An 18,245-nucleotide genomic window follows, 5' to 3' on the forward strand; every position below is an offset into this window, starting at 1 on the left:
TGCTAAAAAAGTAATAAAAAAATAAATCTAGTTAAGATCTATTTTTCCAGTAAGGTAATTTTTCTAATATATTTTTTAAAGTTATTTTAGCTTCTAGTTCATTAATTTTATCATTACTTTCCAAAAAGTAAGGTAAGCAGGCATCAACTAATGAATTGATATCAGTGTAGATAACTTTACTATCAGTAAAGCACCACTTACAATAATCGCTGTTTTCTAAGTTAATAGAAGTTTTATCTAAGGGCATACCACAACATTCGCAGTAAAGATTATTCTTGATGCCTAATAAGGATTCTATAGAAACATTAAAAGTAGAAGAAATCAGTTTTAAGGTATTTAAGTCAGGTGTTGACTTCCCTAATTCCCACTTACTAACTGCTTGGCGGGTGATAAAAAGTTTCTCGGCAAATTGGTTTTGAGTTAAATTAAGATTTTCTCTTAGATGCTTAAGACGCTCACTTATTTCCATTTTTTAATTCCCTTAGATGTTTCTTAATTTTTTTTATGGCCCACTCATAGTGACTAGGACCATTACTGATAAAATAGAGGGCTAAATGAGATGTTTTAGTCCATTTATAATAACCTCTAGTAAATAAGATAGATTCAGGAATGGATATAAGTAGGTTTAGATTTTCTTGGTAAGCTTTATCTAAGAGGGTTAAAGCTTCGTCTAAACTATATTTTTGAGCTTCTTGCCATAAATCTTGGTTAAGCAGTTTTGTTTCTTTCCATGAGTACTTTTCAGAAGGAGTTTTAAAAGTAGCTTGATCTAAGCCTCTATTATACCAAGCAAAAAACATCTCATGCCAATAATATAAATGCATAATGACATCTCTAATGTTTTTATCTCTATCACTAAATAAGAATAAAGCATTCCTATCAGTTTCAGAGATATGATTGATAAGTGTTATTAATTCTTCATATTTATTTTTTGTATCAGTAACTAAATCAGTTTTGTTTTGTGCTCTTGGCATAAAAGCCACCTCGCTTTTCTTTAATAATAGTATAAAGTATTTATAAAATACTTTCAAGCAACCAACAGTTTCCTAAGCAAACTATTTGAGAAAAAAGTGTATTTTAGTTAAGATTGTAAGTAGTTTATAAAAAGAAGGATGATTAAAATGAGTAAAGACTATCGCGTATTGTTATATTATCAATATGTTCATATAGAAGATCCAGAAACTTTTAAAGAAGAACACTTAAAATTTTGTAAAGAATTAGGGGTTTTAGGAAGAATCTTAGTTTCAAAAGAAGGTATTAATGGTACTTTATCTGGAACAGTTGAGCAAACAGATGCTTATATCAAACATTTAAGAAGTGATGAAAGATTTAAAAATACAATGTTTAAAATCGATGAAGAAGATGGACATGCATTTGATAAAATATTTGTTAGAGTAAAAGATGAACTTGTTAATCTAAAATTAGAAAATGATGTAAATCCATTAGAACTTACAGGTAATTACTTAACACCAGAGGAATTCTATCAATATATGCAAGATGAAGATACAGTTGTCATTGATGCTAGAAATGACTATGAATATGATTTAGGTCATTTTAGAAACGCAGTGAGACCAGATATTAGTAATTTCAGAGAACTCCCAAATTGGATTAAAGAAAATGAAGAAATTCTAAAAGATAAAAAAATCTTAACTTATTGTACAGGTGGGGTTCGTTGTGAAAAGTTTTCTGGTTGGTTAAAACAAGAAGGACATGAAGATGTGAATCAACTTCATGGAGGGATTGCAACTTATGGAAAAGATCCTAAAGTAAAAGGTGCTTTATGGGATGGTCAAATGTACGTATTTGATAAAAGAATATCTGTGCCGATTAATAAAATAGAACATGTTATAGTAGGTAAAGACTATTTTGATGGTACGCCTTGTGAAAGATATATTAACTGTTCTAATCCAGAATGTAATAAGCAAATTATTACAAGTGAAGAAAACGAAGCTAAGTATTTAGGGGCTTGTTGTGATGAATGTAGAAGACACCCTAGAAACAGATACGTAATTAAAAATGTTTTATCCCAAGAAGAAGTAGAAAAAAGATTAAGCTTAATCTAAGAGTTTATGATATGATAGAGGTAACTAAAAAGTTACCTTTTTATTTTAGAGAGGAAAAATCATGATAAAAAAATTAAATGAAGAAAAATCTAAAGTAAATCTTATTTTATGGATATCCATACTTTTTGAAATCATAGTTATCGGTATTGGCATATTTCTTTTAGTAAACCAAATATATGTTATAGGGATTAGTTTTCTAATTATTTTTAATATCCCTTATATTTGTTTAATGGTATTAGTAAGTAAAAGACATAAAAAAATAGAAAAAGCCTATATCGCCTATATTGGAAAAATATTAAGTAATGCTGACTTTATTGAAAAATTTGAAAGTGTTAAAGAAGTAGACACAAAAGAATATAAAAAACTAGGCATTATCCCAAACTATACAGGACTTAAACTTAAAAATAATCTTAGTGGAACTTACGAAAACGTTGAATATGATATGTATGATGCGTTTGCTACTGTGACAAGTGGTAATAGTACATCAGTTGTTTTTTCAGGACGTATTTATGAACTAGGATTAAAGAATAGCCACTTACATACAATATTTACAGATAATAAATATAATCGAGTAAAAAAGATGGTTAAATTACCATTAGAAAAAAACAAGATTATTAAATATGTAGATGGAGAAATAAAAGATACCATAACAGACCTACAAGTTTATCAGTTTTTCAAGAGTATTAAAAGAAATGAAAAAAGTAAAATAACTATTAAAATTACTAGAAATAAAGTAATGGTTTCTATTTCTAGAATGGATGAATTATTCAAATATACATATTTAAAACCATTAAAAGACCTTAATTTCTTAGATTTAGAGACAAAGATTTCTAATGAATTAACTAATATCATTGATAATGTAAAAGAACTTTTAGATGATTATCTAGAAGAATAAAAACAATTTATGAAAGTCACTATTGAGTGACTTTTTTAATTTTTAAGGTAAAATAAAGAAAAGGAAGTGCTAAAGATATGAAAAGATTGTCGAAACAGACCGCACGACAAATCGTTAAAGAATTAAATGTGATTATAGATGAAAAAATTAATGTTATGAATGAAGAAGCAATCATTATCGCAAGTAGTGATCCTTTAAGAGTAAATACATTTCATGAAGCTGCTAAAAAGATTATAGATGAGAAACTAGAAGAAGTTATTGTATTAGATGATAATCAGTATATAGGAACAAAAAGAGGGATTAATTTCCCCATTATACTAGATAATAAAATTATTGGGGTTATAGGGATTACAGGACCCTATGAAGCAGTTTCTAAATATGGTAAATTAATTAAACGAATGGTAGAAATATTTATGTTAGAAACTTTTCTTAAAGAACAGAAACAAGTTATTAGCAGTATGAAACAATATTTTTTAAATGAATGGATTAACTCAGATAAAACATCAAATGAATTAAGTGAAAGAGGCAATGAATTAGCTATTAATTTAAAAATTAAAAGAAGATTTGTAATGCTTTTTTTAGAATTAAAAGAAAAGTTGAGCCCATACGATGAAATGATGTATTTAGAAAGTATTGAGCAAGAACTATTTAAAAAGATTTATGGACTAGATGCAGAAGCATTAGTTTTAAACGATAAGCCTACTTACACGATTTTAACAACTCATACTGAAAATGAAGCTACTTTAGTATTTGCTAGAACATTTAAAAAGGAAATAGAACTAAAATATAATGTGATTCTTTCTATTGGCATTGGCACAAAAGATTTAAATTTATTACCAAAAGAACAAAAAAAGACTGCTAAACTTTCCTTACAACAAGCCTTAAGACATCCTAATAAGATGATTATTATGTATAGTGATTTGTCTTTACAAACACTTACCTCAATTATTTCTCCCTACCAACAGGAACAATATATTAATAAAGTGATGAAAAATTTCAACGATAAAGAAAAAACTGAAATTATTCATCTTTTAAACGCATATTATCAACATGAAGGTTCCTTAAAGAAAACAGCAGAGTATTTAAATATTCATCCAAATACCTTACAGTATCAACTTAAAAATATTAAAGATAAAACAGGACATGATCCAAGAAGTTTAAAAGATTCAAGTGTATTTGTCATCTTATTAGAATTTTATAATAATTTGTTTTACTAAACAAAATAAACCGCTTTCTTTTGTCTTACGAAATATATATTTACAATCAGTCAATTGACTATAATATAAGTATAAAAAATAAGCCAAGGAGGAATTAAAAATGACAATCAGTTGGATAGGAGCAATCCTAGGATTAGCACTTGCAATTTTTCTTATTTTAAAAAAAGTGCATCCAGTATTTTCACTATTCTCAGGTGCTTTAATAGGAATTATAATAGGTGCCTTAATTGGTGATTATAAAGCGTTTAGTTTTAAAGAAGTAGTATTAATTATTACAGGTGGTACTCAAAGTGTTATGGGGACAGTTGTAAGAATTATTGCCGCAGGGGTTTTAGCAGGTGCGATGATGGAAACAGGTGCCGCTGAATCTATCGCAAGAAGTATGGTTAAAGGATTTGGCGAAAAATGGGCACTAGCAGCTCTAGCAGTAACAACCATGATTTTAACTGCAGTAGGTGTGTTTATTCCAGTAGCAGTATTGATTGTTGCCCCAATTGCTTTATCAGTAGGTAAAAAGAGTAATATATCAAAACTAGCTTTATTAGTAGCATTATCTGGTGGAGGTAAGGCAGGAAATGTTATTTCTCCTAACCCTAATACGATTGCTGCTGCAGAAGGATTTAATATTACCTTAGGACAAGCTATGGTTAATGCCTTTATTCCAGCTTTATTTGGATTAGCAGTAGCTATTATACTTGCGATGTTCCTTTCTAAAAAAGGACATATGGAAGTTAAAGATTCAGATTTAGTTGAAGCAGATAATAAAGAATTACCAAGTCTTGCTAAATCATTAGTAGCTCCAATTATCGCAATTGTTCTATTATTGCTAGGACCAATTGGTGATATTGCTAATAATGACTTTATTAAGAGTATTTCATTAGACGCAATGTACATCTTACCTATTTCAGGTATCATTGGAATTCTTGTGATGGGACAAAGAAAAAATTTAATTAAGTATACTACAAACGGATTAAATAGAATGACAGGAACTGTAATGATCTTAATTGGTGCGGGTGCTTTAGGTGGACTTATTTCTAAATCAGACTTAGGGCTACAAATTACAAATATTATTACTCAATCAGGTATCTCAGGAGACTTTATAGCACCGATTGCAGGTATTTTAATGGGTGGAGCATTAGCTTCAACATCAGCAGGGGTATCAGTAGGTATTACAGGATTTAAAGATGCTATCTTAGGGGTAGGAACTAATCCAGTTAACGCAGCTGTTATGATGCATACAGGAGCAACCGTTATTGACCACCTACCTCATGGTAATTACTTCCACGTTACAGGCGGTAGTATGAATATGAGTATTAAAGAAAGATTCAAAGTGGTAGGGTTTGAAGCATTAGTAGGTCTAACAATGACTATTGTTGCAGTTGCTATTAACTTTATCTTCTAAGAAAGGAAATTAAAAATATGAAAATAGTTATCGCTCCAGATTCATTTAAAGGAAGCTTAACAGCAAAACAAGTAAGTCAATCTATACAAAAAGGATTTAAACAAGTTTTTCCAGATGCTAAATATGTATTAGTACCAATGGCAGATGGTGGTGAAGGAACAGTTCAATCATTAGTAGATGCTACTAATGGTAAATTAAAAGAATTAGAAGTTGTAGGACCACTAGGAAATAAAGTAAAAGCTAAATATGGTATTTTAGGTGATGGTATTACAGGTGTTATAGAAATGGCTGAGGCAAGTGGTATCGGATATGTTAATAAAGATACTAAAAACCCTCTTATAACTACAACCTACGGTACTGGAGAATTAATTAAAGCATGTATTGATAGTGGCGTTAAAAAGATTATTATAGGTATTGGTGGTAGTGCTACAAATGATGGTGGTGCTGGTATGGCAGAAGCCTTAGGTGTTAAATTCTTAGATAGTAAAGGTAAAGATATTCCACGAGGTGGTGGAGGACTTTCACAACTAGCTAAGATTGATATTTCAGGGGTTGATCCTAAGGTATATCAAACAGAAATCATTATTGCATCAGATGTTACTAATCCACTATGTGGAAAAACAGGCGCTTCATATGTTTTTGGCCCACAAAAAGGGGCAACACCAGAAATGATCTTAACTCTAGATGCTAATTTAAGACATTATGCAGATCTAATTAAAAAACAATTAGGCAAAGATGTTGCAGATGTGCCTGGAACAGGTGCTGCAGGTGGATTAGGTGCAGGACTATTAGTATTCACTAATTCCAAGATGCAAAAAGGTATTGATATAGTTGTTGATTATGTTAAATTAGTAAATGAATTAAAAGATGCAGATTTATGTATCACAGGTGAAGGTGGAATAGACTATCAAACTCAATATGGTAAAGCACCCTTTGGAGTTGCACAAGCAGCTAAAAAAGCTAATCCTAAATTACCTGTAGTAGCAATCGCAGGTACTTTAGGTAAAGATATCGAAGCATTATATGAAAAGGGCTTTGATGCGATATTTGGTACAATAGAAGAGGTTGCACAGCTTGAAGATATTATAGCTAAAGCAGAAGAAAGTTTAGTTAGAACATCAATTAATGTGGCAAGAGCTTTAAAAATAAAATTATAAATGTGTAAGCCAGTTTAAATACTGGCTTATATTTTTAAATAGGATTGACAAGATAAAGATAAAACGATATAATAAAATGGCTGTTTAAGATGGCCCCGTAGCCAAGTGGTAAGGCATGGCTCTGCAAAAGCTTGATCATCGGTTCAAATCCGTTCGGGGCCTCCATTTATTATTTAATGAAAGATTTAGATAATTAGTTTTTAAACTAGCGATTGAAATTAACATTAAAGGCATAAAGCCATTAATATAGTACCTGTCGAAATAGTTAGAGTTTCGGCGTCATTAGTAAAATAATGATTAAAGGTGAGTGTAGTTTAGTACTTTGAATCTTAATAAAGTACACATCTATTGTAGATAAGGTTTTCCCTTAAAGTATAACACAGTTACTAAATTAGGATTTATAAGCTATAAAACCCGTACCTTGACATGTCTAAAAAGGGGACTCGTCATGAAAGTGCACGAGAAGCAGAACTTTAATACTTGACCTAACATGTGGTATTGAAGAATTCTCAATAGAGATGAAATTCTGTCTACGGAATCCATATAAAAACTTCTTTTGATTAAAAAGTTTTTTTTATTGGTTAAATTAAATTTAAGCATGTAATAAAAGTATGATCAGTACGTGGCAATTAAGTTAGAGTAATTTATGGAAATTAGATTACAAGTTGATATTGAATAGTTGAAAATCTATCTTATAAAACAACTATAATTAGACCTATAACTATAAAAAGTATACAAAAAATAACTAGATAACATAACTTTATTCTTCTATAATTATTTTGAAGTTTTTTTGTTTTATAACTTAAGGTAAAAGTTAAATAAGTAATAATAAAAATAATTATTGAAATTATGGCTAATGTAATGCCTATGTACTGAAAAATAAAAGAAATATTACTTCTATATGGCATGAAGAATGCAACCAATAATGATACACAACTAATAAATAATAAACCTATTGAAATGATTGATAAAGTAATGAACTTATTAATAATTGAAGTATTTAGTGGCTCTTCGTTTATAGGTTCTATTTTAATTTCACTATAAAATGTATCCATTGGTATATCAAAGATTTCTGATAATCTTTTTAATGAATGAATATCGGGACTAGAAATACCTTTTTCCCATCTATATACAGATTTATCAGTAACACCTAATTTATGAGCCAATTCTTGTTGAGTGAGACTCAGCTCTCTTCGCTTTTCAAATATAATTTTATCAATCCCCATATGTATATACCTCCTTGCTTGTTTTATAGTTCAATTATAACTTGAAAGTTGCATAATTAAAATAGACAAGGGAGTCAAAAAATGGACATAGGAAGCAGTTTAATTTTGATCTGTTGATAAAATTTATTTAATAACACTTGTCAAAGATAAAGTTAATACTAAAAAATATAAGTAATATTAAGTTTTCTACTTAAACTGAAAAATCAGTTATAATTTTAAATGCTATTTGCAGAGTTGTAAAAAAAATATTAATGAAAAACAGCGTAAAGCATTATATTTGGATTCAGTTTTGTCTTTGTATAATAATGGTAAGTATAAATTACTAAAAGCAAAAAAAATTAAATGCTGTAATAACTGTATTTCATGTTGAGAAATCAGCAGAGATAGCTAAGAGAGGGATAAATAAAGAAACTGTTTTATTTATTCAAGGTGTTTTGGTATTAAGCATAGTAGAAATAAATGAAATTGAAGGCACTCTACTGAAAAAGTAATAAATATCAAGTTAGATGGATATTTCTACAAACTGATAAACTTCATAAAGTGTCAAATGCTTTTTACTATAACTTAAGATTTGTTAGATCTGAAGATTATGAGATAAAGAGTTACGTTTTGTATAGATAAAGAACTGATTAGTAATAATTGGTTCTTTTTTATAAAAAATCTAATTTTAAGAAATATAAACATATTTCAAAAAATCGTTGACAAATAATACTATTTAGTTTATTATAGTAGTAAGATGTGAATAAAAATAAGAAGGTAGTGAGTTGAATGGCTAAAGTCAAGGATTTAGTAGAATTAGTTTTTGGAACTAACCAAGCAAGAATTGAAATAGATCATGATATAGATGAGTTTTATGATAAAACAACATTTGAATATGACTATGAGCATTTGAATGAGAGGAATTTAGATGTTTTATCTAGCGAGGGTAATAAATCAGGAAAGATGTACACACAGACTGGTGATGTACTTATTAGCACCTCATCACAACTTGCTACAGTTGTCAGTGAACATACTGCAAATAAAATCTTAACAATTAACTTTATCAAAGTGAATTGTAACGAGCGCTTGATTTTAAAAGGATATTTTATTTATTTGTTTAATATGAATAAGACTATCAAAAAAGAAAAGGAACGACTGGCACAAACGACAGGGGTTCAAAGAATTACAGCTACAATTCTAAATGACATTGAATTGCCACTTCCTGATATAGGAACACAACAGAAAATAGTTGATTTATATTTAAAAATGATAGATATAAAAAGAAAATCATATAAATATGCAGAACTTATAGAAAAAACAACATATAATTTACTAGAGAAATTTTTTGATAATGATGAAATAAATAAAAAGAAGGAGTAAATAGGGAAATGATAAGTCAAAAAAATATAAAAAGTGTAACAGAGTTAGAGTTTGAACAAGAAGTTATAGACTACTTAACTAATATAGGTGGAGTTAAGCAGTGGGAGTATAAAAAGGAAATAAATAATATTGATCAGTTATGGGATAACTTTAAAAATATACTTGAGAAAAATAACCAGGCAAGATTGAATAAACCTCTTTCTAAACAAGAATTTAATCAAGTTAAAAAAGTAATTAATAATATAAAGACACCTTATGAAGCTGGGCAATTCTTATATGGAGTTAATGGAGTATCAGAGATAGAGGTAAGTTTAGATGATGATAGACACGTGTTTTTAACAGTTTTTGATCAATCACAAGTAGGTGGCGGATCGACTGTCTATCAAATTGTAAATCAAATAGTAAGTAAACCAGTTATATCAGGAAGACAAGAAAGACGATTTGATGTAACCTTATTAATTAATGGACTTCCTATTATACAAATTGAGTTAAAAAAAGTATTACATAATTCTAATGATTCTTTATCACAAATGGAGCAGTATATTTCGGAAAGACAATATGAAGGAATATATTCAACATTACAAGTTTTAATCGCAATGACTCCATATGATATAAAGTATATGGCAAATACCACAATAAACCAGTTTAATAAAGAATTTGCATTTAATTGGCAAAATGAAAACGACTCTAATCCAATTCGTTCTTGGAAAGAATTTTCAGATAAAGTATTGTCAATACCTATGGCTCATGAATTAGCGACAAGATATATGATTTTAGATGGTACTAAAAATAAAGAGTGTATAAAAGTTATGAGACCGTATCAAGTTTATGCTACTAAAAAAGTATTAGATTTAGTTAAAAAACACGATTTTAGTTTTTCTGATGGAAAACTAGGATATATTTGGCATACAACAGGAAGCGGTAAAACAATAACAAGTTTTAAAACAGCTTGGTTAACTAGTAAACTACCAAATGTAGATAAGGTTATTTTTTTGGTTGATAGAATTGCTTTGACTAATCAAACAGTTAATGCCTATAAAGCCTATGACCCTATATCTGGATTGACTGATAAAAGTGGTGTAATTAGTGATACAGCTAATGTTTCTGATTTACATAATAAGCTAAATAGAAAAACAGATAAAAATATAATTGTTACTAGCATTCAAAAAATGTCTAGATATGCATTAAGAAAAGACATGAAAAAAGGAAAACAAAATATTTTATTTATAGTTGATGAAGCTCATAGATCAACAGGTGATGGATCTGATAACAAAGGTATGTTAGAGGCTATAAGACGTGAATATCCTACTGCAGCATGGATAGGATATACTGGAACACCTAAATTCCCTGAAACTAGCGATGTTTTTGGTTCTCTATTACATGCATACACAATTAAAGATGCTATTGCAGATAAGAATGTCTTAGGTTTCAATGTTGAATTTAAAGAGACTATTAAAGCGCCTGAAAATCCTTCTGATGAAGATATTGATGATAATATTAAGGAAAGCATATATGATAGAAAAGATGAGCATGTAGAGTTAGTTGTAGAGGATATTTTTAACAATTGGCGTAAACGTTCAAATGATAGGAAATATAATGCATTATTAACAGTACATGTTGGAGGAAACAAACCTAGTATTCCTAGAGCTATGCAATACTTTAGAGAATTTGAAAAGAGAAATAAAGAAAAACCAGGTGCAGATAAAATAAAAGTTGCAATTAGTTTCTCACAAGATACATCAAATGGAAATAATCAACTTACTAACAATAATGATTTATTTTATGCTATCCGTGCATATAATGAAATATTTGGAACAGTTTTTGATATGAGTACAGTTAAGGCATATGTAGATGATGTGATCAGTCGATTAAATAAGACAATAGATGACAGAAACTATTTAGATTTAGTTATAGTTGTAGATCAGCTATTAACAGGTTTTGATGCGCCAGAGTTAAACACACTTTATGTTGATAGAACATTAAAAGGCTCAAGCCTAATACAAGCATACTCTAGAACAAATAGAATACATAGTGCAGTAAATAAGCCTTGGGGAAATGTTATTAATTATAGATGGCCTAATCAAAATGAGTTAGAAATGAATAAAGCATTTGCAATATATTCTAATAAAGATTCTGCTAATAAACAATTGACATTAGATGAATATAGAAACAGTAATCAAAATGATAATATTATTTCAAAAAGTTTTAGTGATGCTAAAGAAGAATTAAAAGAAGTAGTTGAAGAACTCAAAAACTTGACTAATGATTTTAAGCGTGTTCCAGCCAGTGAGAGAGAACAAAATGAACTTTTTAGTAAAATTAGAGAGTACAATATTTTATTAAGCAAGCTTAAACAATATTCTGAAGATGATAATAAAAATCCAATTTCCGCTTATGATAATCCTGAAGAGTTTTATAATTTAATCGGTATGACTGAAGAAAAAGAATTGATACTTGCGACTGTTTTAGCACCAGAACTTAGAAGCAGTAGAGCTAAAAAAGAAAATGTAGATATCTCAGAAATAGATTTGGAAATGATACATATAAGAGAAATAAGGATAGATTATGATTATTTAATAGACCTTATTGCCCAACTAGCTAATGAAGTTTATAAGACAGAATGGGATAAAGCAGAGATAACTAAAGAAAAAATTGATTCTGAGGTTGCTAAATCAAATAATGAAAGTGAAAAAAGAAAAGTTAGAAAATTTGTATCTAAGATATTTTCTCAAGAGTTTGAGTTTGATAATTATCCTGTAGAAGCTAATGTTGAGGCTATTTCTGAAGCAATGAATAAAATGCAGAAAGATGAAAATATTAGCATAATAACTCAATTTATTAGAGACTGGGGTCTTGATTATAGCATTGGACCAAAGGATCTGAGTTTATTAATGGAAAAGCATAAAATAGGTCAAGAAGACTTGGATAAACAAGGTGAGTTTACAGCTATTATGAATGGTGCTAAAGATACTTATAGTTCCATTGCAAGTAAAGATATTGCAAAATTAACATGGGTTAAGTATAGAATTGAACTTAGAAAAGAATTTTATAAAATTGCAGATGAAATTAAGAATAATGAGTAATTTAAATAAAACTATATCAAAAAAAGGTGAAAGTAGAGGAACTAGAAATGAGTAATGCAGCTTCAATAAAAAACAAATTATGGGCAATGGCAAATAAACTAAGAGGAACAATGGATGCAAGTGAGTATAAAAACTATATTTTACCATTCATGTTTTATAGATATTTATCAGAAAATCAAAACGATTATTTAGTTAGTAATGGATTAGAAGAGTTCTATAATGTTAAAAATGATAGTGAACTAGAAGATTATTTAGAAGAAATTAGTAGAGGCATAGGCTATGCAATTAATCCAAAATATACTTGGAAAAGTATAGTTTCAAAAATTGAAAATCACAAAATCAAAGCTAGTGATTTCCAAGATATGTTTGATGATTTCAATAAAAATGCTAAAAGAAATGAAATTGCAGAAGCAGATTTTGCAAATGTTTTTTCTGATGTTAACTTAGGAGATACCCGTTTAGGATCAAGTACCAATGAAAGAGCTAAAGCTCTTAATGATATTGTTATTATGATTAATGAATTTGATTTTAAGGATGAATCAGGGCGCGATATTTTAGGTGATGTTTATGAATACTTGATTGGTCAGTTTGCTGCTAACGCAGGAAAAAAAGGTGGAGAGTTTTATACGCCGCATGAGGTAAGTCAAATACTAGCTAAAATAGTAACTTTAAACGCTAAAGACGATGGGAGTCAATTTAGAGTATATGACCCTACAATGGGTTCAGGATCTTTACTATTAACTGTGCAAAAAGAATTATCATTTGGAAGCAAAAAAGGAAGCGTTGAATTTTATGGGCAAGAATTAAATACTACTACTTATAACTTGGCAAGAATGAACTTAATGATGCATGGAGTTAATTATCGGAATATGTATCTAAAACGTGCAGATACTTTGCAAACTGACTGGCCATTTGATAAAAAAGATGGAATTGAAATACCACTTAAATTTGATGCAGTAGTAGCGAATCCCCCATACTCTCAAAACTGGGAAATTAAGACAATAGCTCGTGAAAAAGATCCAAGATTTAAAGAATATGGAGTTGCACCAGCCTCAAAAGCAGACTACGCATTTATTCTTCATGGAATATACCATCTAGATAGCAAAGGAACTATGGCTATTGTTTTACCTCATGGAGTTTTATTTAGAGGAGCATCAGAAGGTAAAATTAGAAAAAATATAATTGATAATAATTTATTAGATGCTGTTATTGGACTTCCAGCAAATTTATTCTATGGAACTAGCATTCCAACATGTGTATTAGTTTTTAAAGGAAGAGAACTTAGAAATACGACAGATATTTTATTTATTGACGCATCAAAAGAATTTGATAAAGAAAAAAATCAAAGCAAATTGAGTCCAGATCATATTAAATCAATTATTGATACTTATAGCGACCGAATTAATAAAGATAAATTCTCATATGTTGCCTCTTTAGATGAAATAAAGAAAAATGATTACAATCTAAACATTCCACGATATGTTGATACTTTTGAAGAAGAAGAAATGGAACCCATTTCAGAAATAGTAGGAGAAATTCTTAAGTTGGAAAAAGAACTGGAAGAAAGTTCAAAGGAATTTTATAGTATGTTAAAAGAACTAACTGGAACTAATGATGAGATGGATGCTGAACTTAAAAAAGTGTTAGATTTATTGAAGAGTAACGGTAAATAAGATATGAATATTTTAAGAGAGGTAAGAATTAATGAATAAAAGTGATAAAAAAATCCTTAATGTTCCACATTTGAGATTTTCTGAGTTTACAGATGAATGGGTAAAATATCGCTTAGGAAATATAATGACTTTTAAAAATGGTTTAAATAAGGGTAAAGAATTCTTTGGAGCCGGAACTCCAATTGTGAATTATATGGACATAAATAAAAATGAAAATATTGTTTCATCTATGATCAAAGGGGTAGTTACAGTTACAGATAACGAGATGAAAAATTTTCAAATCATGAAAGGTGACGTTTTCTTTACGAGAACATCAGAAACTTCAGATGAAATTGGTTTATCAGCATCTTTGTTGGAAGATGTTCCAAAAGGAGTTTTCAGTGGTTTTATCCTTAGAGGAAGACCAATCGATGGTATTTTTGAAAATTCATTTAGTGGATACTACTTTAGATCTGGTGCAGTTAGGAAAGAAATAATAAAACATAGTTCAATCACCACCAGAGCCCTTACGAGCGGTGGCTCATTGAGTCAATTAAATATTTCACTTCCAACATTGAGGGAACAATGTAAAATAGCAAAATTATTAAGACTTATAGATAATAATATTGATTCACAAAGGAAACTCATTAATAAGTATGAATCCTTAATTAAGTGGATTTATGGAAAATAATCCTTAATTAAATCACTTAGCAATAAAATATTTTCGCTTATCTCCACTATTAGTATAAATACTAAGTTAAGTGAAATTCTTACGGAAAGAAAAGAATACGAAGAGAAAGGCAAAGAATATGAGCATGTTAGTCTAACAAAAGAAGGCGTTGTTCCTAAAACTGAACAGTATAATCGTGATTTTTTAGTTCTTGAAAAAGGAAAAAAATATAAAATTTGTCGATATGACGATATTGCGTATAATCCTGCAAACTTAAAATTTGGGGTTATTACTAGAAACAACTATAAAGATGCTATATTCTCTCCAATATATGTGACATTTAAGGTAAACGATGACTATAATGCGAATTACATCGAAATGCTCATGACATCAAAAAAATTCATAAATAAATCACTTAAGTATCAACAAGGTTCAATATATGAAAGAATGGCTGTTTCACCTGAAGATCTACTTAATATTGAAGTTCCCGTGCCTAGTATTAAAATTCAAAAGAAAATATCTGTTCTAACTAAACATATGATAAGACTTATTAATAATTCATTTGAGGCATATAATGATTTTTTGCGATTAAAAAAATATCTTTTAGATAAGTTATTCATATAAAAAGTTTTTTTAACATATATTCCTTTAATAAGATATGTTTTTTAATATTAGCATGTAAATAATCTAATGAATCTGAAACTCTAGAAACAATTCTAGATTTTAATTCAAACTCTATAGATTCTAATCTGGGTATTTTATAATTTATTAAGTCACTCTTAGATATAGTTGGATATGCTGAACCAAAACTCAAGTTTGAAAAATCATGTAACACTTTTGGCATTCTTAGATACTCCTTGATAAATTTCAGGCTGTAGTTTTTCACAATATTTAATTGCAACAGTGCTGAACTAATCATTATATCCTCTTTTAGTATAGTGACTGCTCCTCTATTTGGTCTAATAGTGGAAATAATTAAATTGTTACAATAACCCTTTTGTGCCCCAAAAACATATTTTTTATTGGGATCAACTCTATAAGTTCCAGTTAAAATATTAATATCCCCAATTTCCAAATAATTATCATTTATAATTTCTTTTGTCTGTAATGGTAATATAATATTTTTCAATTTGAAAATATCCTCTGATGTAGCATAATATAAATCATCATTAAGTGATTTAATTAAGGATTTGTATAAATCAATGAGTTTCCTTTGTACTTCAATCTTTTTATCTATTAATGTGAGCAGTTCTGAAATCTTATCTTGTTCCGGTATTGAAGGGACCATGATTTTTATTGTTGACAAATCTGTCGAATTTATTGCTGGATAGCTTGTTCCTGTTGATCTTAACATTACTTTCTTGTTAAAAGTCGGAGTATTCATCAAATGATATAAAAACCTTGGATTTTCTTTTGTTCTTAATACTGCGTAACCTGTAGAAGCCACGTATTGTTCGCCGCTTGAAATATCAAAAAACAAATTATTGAATTGATAGGGCCTAACTGTTTGGTATAGTATGTCTCCTCGAGTTAAGACGCGCTGAGCTCTGCTAGGGGCTTCGTTTTTATTGATTGTTTTTTGGTTTAATAAAACGCCTTTTTCTACGGACTCTAAATCAATGTAGTGAAAATATTCTTCTAGTTTGGTACTATGATTGTTTATTTGTGCAAACTTATTTAAAGAAATACTTCTCCATTCACCTGTAAATTCAGGAAATCTTAAATGTGGAACATTAAGGATTAATTTTCTTCTTATTTGGTACAATCAAATAGACAAGGAGAAGATAATATGAGAAAAATTAGATTTAGAGATTTTATAAATATTTGGAAAGAAGAAAAGATGAAACAGGTAAAGATATCATCCTACTGTGTTTATGATTTAATGATAAACAATCATTTAAGTGATTTTTTTGATAATTTTTATTTGCATGATATTAATGAAGATTTAGTTCAAAAATTTATTTATATAAAATCAGAAACATTGAATAGCAAAACGGTTAGAGACTTAGTAGTAGTTATTAAAATGGTATTAAAAATGGGTGCCAAAAAAGAATATTGCTTAATACAACAGTTCGACCTTATATATCCTAAAAATATAAAGGAAAATAAAGTTTCAGTATTTACTAAGATAGAGCAAAAAAAACTAACTGATTATCTAAATGATAACTTTGATTTTAAGAATTTAGGATTGTTAATATGTTTATATACTGGTATTAGAATTGGAGAAGTATCAGCAATAAAATGGTCAGATATAGACATAATTAATAATACTATTTCAATAAGTAGAACAGTACAAAGAATCTACCAAGATGGAAAGACTAGAATTATAGAAGAGTCTTGCAAAACGGATAAATCTATAAGAACGATACCTATGTGTAAATTACTAGTTAAGTTTATTAAACCATTAAAAAAAATTGTTAATGAGGATTTTTACGTTATTAGTAATTTAGATAAACCAATAGAACCTAGAACATATAGAGTCTATTATAAAAATATTCTAAAAAAATTAGGATTGCCACAAATAAAGTTTCATTCAACTAGACATAGTTTTGCTACTAGATTGATTGAGTCAAAGGCTGATGTTAAAACTGTCAGTGCAATCTTAGGGCATTCCAATATTGCTACAACATTGAATTTATATGTACATCCTAATGATGAGCAAAAGAAGAAAACAATTGAAAAAGCATTCAAGTATATAAATAATTGAGTTTGTTTAAAGTAGTAAAAATCAAATTAAAGGGAGAAGATTGTATGGGATTGAAAATGGATTATGAAAATGATGAAGTCAGTTTTATAGATACTTCAGGAATAGTTAAAAAATTAATTATTTATAAGATTATGATAAAGGATTTTATTAAATATAAAAGAATTATAGATGAAAACCTTATTAGTATTTCTGAAGGAGACACTCAATATGATATTGAATATACAAAAAAAAGAATACTGTCATTTCTTAAATCTAAAACAAAAAAGCAACGAATAGGTTCCATAGCTGAGTTTTTCATGCATTTATTCTTACAACAACTTGAATTTACTAGAGAATGTCTCTTTAGTAATTTAGAAGAAAATTCACTAAAAAAAGGTTTTGATGGATTATATACGAAAAAAAAATCATTTTGGATTGCAGAAAGTAAATCGAGTGAAACTAGTGAAAATCTGCATAGTGATAATATTAAAAGAGCGGTTACAGATTTAAATGATAAAATTTTAGGAAGAACTAATAATGATCCGTTTAGAAATGCTGTTCATCATATCAAAGCAGCGAGAGATAATTACAATAAAGGTTTAATAAAAATAATACGACTAATATCTGTAGAATATTCTAGAGGAGAATTTAGGACTGCATCAGAATATAATATTATTCCGGTTTCAACTTTATATATCTATAATAATCAGACTAATGAAGATTTAAAGAAAGCTATAGTTAAAATAGTGGAAAAATATACATTCAAAGAAATTATAGTAATATGTTTTGATAATCATATTTACGATGATTTTATGAAATATTTGGAGGGATAAAT

The 18,245-nt window shown here is 28.6% G+C and carries 16 protein-coding genes and 1 tRNA gene; 13 read left to right on the forward strand and 4 right to left on the reverse strand.

Going from position 1 to position 18,245, the window contains the following annotated elements; genetic code table 11:
* Nucleotides 1–31: 31 nt before the first annotated feature.
* Nucleotides 32–469: a helix-turn-helix domain-containing protein gene (locus tag BN854_RS01560; protein WP_026655870.1), complete on the reverse strand. Its 438-nt coding sequence runs from the start codon at nt 467–469 to the stop codon at nt 32–34.
* Nucleotides 456–974 (reverse strand): ClbS/DfsB family four-helix bundle protein, encoded by a 519-nt coding sequence (locus BN854_RS01565; protein ID WP_026655876.1) that lies wholly within the window; start codon nt 972–974, stop codon nt 456–458. Before BN854_RS01565 ends, BN854_RS01560 begins: the two co-directional genes overlap by 14 nt.
* 147 nt (nt 975–1,121) lie before the next feature.
* Here BN854_RS01565 and trhO point away from each other — a divergent pair, with 147 nt between their 5' ends.
* From trhO to BN854_RS01595, 6 genes are all read left to right on the forward strand, one after another.
* A complete protein-coding gene (gene trhO, locus BN854_RS01570) occupies nt 1,122–2,063 on the forward strand; it encodes an oxygen-dependent tRNA uridine(34) hydroxylase TrhO (protein WP_026655881.1) in 942 nt (313 codons plus the stop codon).
* A gap of 61 nt (nt 2,064–2,124) precedes the next feature.
* Nucleotides 2,125–2,958, forward strand: a complete 834-nt coding sequence (locus BN854_RS01575; protein ID WP_026655884.1) for a hypothetical protein — start codon at nt 2,125–2,127, stop codon at nt 2,956–2,958.
* A gap of 77 nt (nt 2,959–3,035) precedes the next feature.
* Nucleotides 3,036–4,175 (forward strand): CdaR family transcriptional regulator, encoded by a 1,140-nt coding sequence (locus BN854_RS01580; protein ID WP_026655885.1) that lies wholly within the window; start codon nt 3,036–3,038, stop codon nt 4,173–4,175.
* A gap of 100 nt (nt 4,176–4,275) precedes the next feature.
* Nucleotides 4,276–5,577 (forward strand): GntP family permease, encoded by a 1,302-nt coding sequence (locus tag BN854_RS01585; protein ID WP_026656052.1) that lies wholly within the window; start codon nt 4,276–4,278, stop codon nt 5,575–5,577.
* 8 nt (nt 5,578–5,585) lie between these two features.
* On the forward strand, nt 5,586–6,734 hold the full coding sequence (locus BN854_RS01590; RefSeq protein ID WP_407921728.1) for a glycerate kinase: 1,149 nt from the start codon (nt 5,586–5,588) through the stop codon (nt 6,732–6,734).
* Nucleotides 6,735–6,825: 91 nt separating this feature from the next.
* Nucleotides 6,826–6,899, forward strand: a tRNA-Cys gene (locus BN854_RS01595).
* A 527-nt stretch (nt 6,900–7,426) separates the two neighbouring features.
* Here the strand turns inward: BN854_RS01595 and BN854_RS01600 are convergent.
* Nucleotides 7,427–7,960, reverse strand: coding sequence for a helix-turn-helix domain-containing protein (locus BN854_RS01600; protein WP_026656067.1), 534 nt, complete (start codon nt 7,958–7,960; stop codon nt 7,427–7,429).
* A gap of 768 nt (nt 7,961–8,728) precedes the next feature.
* Here BN854_RS01600 and BN854_RS01605 point away from each other — a divergent pair.
* The 5 genes from BN854_RS01605 to BN854_RS07920 all read left to right on the forward strand — a co-directional run bounded on the left by BN854_RS01605 (nt 8,729) and on the right by BN854_RS07920 (nt 15,348).
* Nucleotides 8,729–9,319, forward strand: coding sequence for a restriction endonuclease subunit S (locus BN854_RS01605; protein WP_026656075.1), 591 nt, complete (start codon nt 8,729–8,731; stop codon nt 9,317–9,319).
* Nucleotides 9,320–9,327: 8 nt separating this feature from the next.
* Entirely contained in the window at nt 9,328–12,402 is a 3,075-nt protein-coding gene (locus BN854_RS01610; RefSeq protein WP_026656083.1) for a type I restriction endonuclease subunit R, read from the forward strand.
* A 47-nt stretch (nt 12,403–12,449) separates the two neighbouring features.
* Nucleotides 12,450–14,075 (forward strand): type I restriction-modification system subunit M, encoded by a 1,626-nt coding sequence (locus tag BN854_RS01615; protein ID WP_026656089.1) that lies wholly within the window; start codon nt 12,450–12,452, stop codon nt 14,073–14,075.
* 31 nt (nt 14,076–14,106) lie between these two features.
* Complete coding sequence (locus BN854_RS01620) at nt 14,107–14,745, forward strand: restriction endonuclease subunit S (RefSeq protein WP_026656096.1); 639 nt, start codon at nt 14,107–14,109, stop codon at nt 14,743–14,745.
* A gap of 363 nt (nt 14,746–15,108) precedes the next feature.
* Nucleotides 15,109–15,348 (forward strand): restriction endonuclease subunit S domain-containing protein, encoded by a 240-nt coding sequence (locus BN854_RS07920; protein ID WP_193354442.1) that lies wholly within the window; start codon nt 15,109–15,111, stop codon nt 15,346–15,348.
* On the opposite strand, the gene BN854_RS01630 is transcribed toward BN854_RS07920, so the two are convergent.
* Nucleotides 15,341–16,489, reverse strand: coding sequence for a restriction endonuclease subunit S (locus BN854_RS01630; RefSeq protein WP_026656113.1), 1,149 nt, complete (start codon nt 16,487–16,489; stop codon nt 15,341–15,343). The two genes, BN854_RS07920 and BN854_RS01630, sit on opposite strands and share 8 nt — an antisense overlap.
* A 24-nt stretch (nt 16,490–16,513) precedes the next feature.
* Between BN854_RS01630 and BN854_RS01635 the strand changes: the two genes are divergently transcribed.
* Both BN854_RS01635 and BN854_RS01640 read left to right on the forward strand, forming a co-directional pair.
* Nucleotides 16,514–17,431 carry a tyrosine-type recombinase/integrase gene (locus BN854_RS01635; RefSeq protein WP_026656120.1) on the forward strand — a complete coding sequence of 306 codons (918 nt, stop codon included), beginning with the start codon at nt 16,514–16,516 and terminating at the stop codon, nt 17,429–17,431.
* A gap of 44 nt (nt 17,432–17,475) precedes the next feature.
* Nucleotides 17,476–18,243 (forward strand): Hachiman antiphage defense system protein HamA, encoded by a 768-nt coding sequence (locus BN854_RS01640; protein ID WP_026656129.1) that lies wholly within the window; start codon nt 17,476–17,478, stop codon nt 18,241–18,243.
* The last annotated feature ends 2 nt before the right edge of the window (nt 18,244–18,245 follow it).

Source organism: Alteracholeplasma palmae J233 (assembly GCF_000968055.1).
Classification (GTDB): Bacteria; Bacillota_I; Bacilli_A; order Acholeplasmatales; family Acholeplasmataceae; genus Alteracholeplasma; species Alteracholeplasma palmae.

Excerpts from the sequence above, each read along its gene's own strand:
- BN854_RS01560 (WP_026655870.1), bottom strand. The coding sequence starts at position 469 with ATGGAAATAAGTGAGCGTCTTAAGCATCTAAGAGAAAATCTTAATTTA.
- BN854_RS01565 (WP_026655876.1), bottom strand. The coding sequence starts at position 974 with ATGCCAAGAGCACAAAACAAAACTGATTTAGTTACTGATACAAAAAAT.
- trhO (WP_026655881.1), top strand. The coding sequence starts at position 1,122 with ATGAGTAAAGACTATCGCGTATTGTTATATTATCAATATGTTCATATA.
- BN854_RS01575 (WP_026655884.1), top strand. The coding sequence starts at position 2,125 with ATGATAAAAAAATTAAATGAAGAAAAATCTAAAGTAAATCTTATTTTA.
- BN854_RS01580 (WP_026655885.1), top strand. The coding sequence starts at position 3,036 with ATGAAAAGATTGTCGAAACAGACCGCACGACAAATCGTTAAAGAATTA.
- BN854_RS01585 (WP_026656052.1), top strand. The coding sequence starts at position 4,276 with ATGACAATCAGTTGGATAGGAGCAATCCTAGGATTAGCACTTGCAATT.
- BN854_RS01600 (WP_026656067.1), bottom strand. The coding sequence starts at position 7,960 with ATGGGGATTGATAAAATTATATTTGAAAAGCGAAGAGAGCTGAGTCTC.
- BN854_RS01605 (WP_026656075.1), top strand. The coding sequence starts at position 8,729 with ATGGCTAAAGTCAAGGATTTAGTAGAATTAGTTTTTGGAACTAACCAA.
- BN854_RS01610 (WP_026656083.1), top strand. The coding sequence starts at position 9,328 with ATGATAAGTCAAAAAAATATAAAAAGTGTAACAGAGTTAGAGTTTGAA.
- BN854_RS01615 (WP_026656089.1), top strand. The coding sequence starts at position 12,450 with ATGAGTAATGCAGCTTCAATAAAAAACAAATTATGGGCAATGGCAAAT.
- BN854_RS01620 (WP_026656096.1), top strand. The coding sequence starts at position 14,107 with ATGAATAAAAGTGATAAAAAAATCCTTAATGTTCCACATTTGAGATTT.
- BN854_RS07920 (WP_193354442.1), top strand. The coding sequence starts at position 15,109 with ATGACATCAAAAAAATTCATAAATAAATCACTTAAGTATCAACAAGGT.
- BN854_RS01635 (WP_026656120.1), top strand. The coding sequence starts at position 16,514 with ATGAGAAAAATTAGATTTAGAGATTTTATAAATATTTGGAAAGAAGAA.
- BN854_RS01640 (WP_026656129.1), top strand. The coding sequence starts at position 17,476 with ATGGGATTGAAAATGGATTATGAAAATGATGAAGTCAGTTTTATAGAT.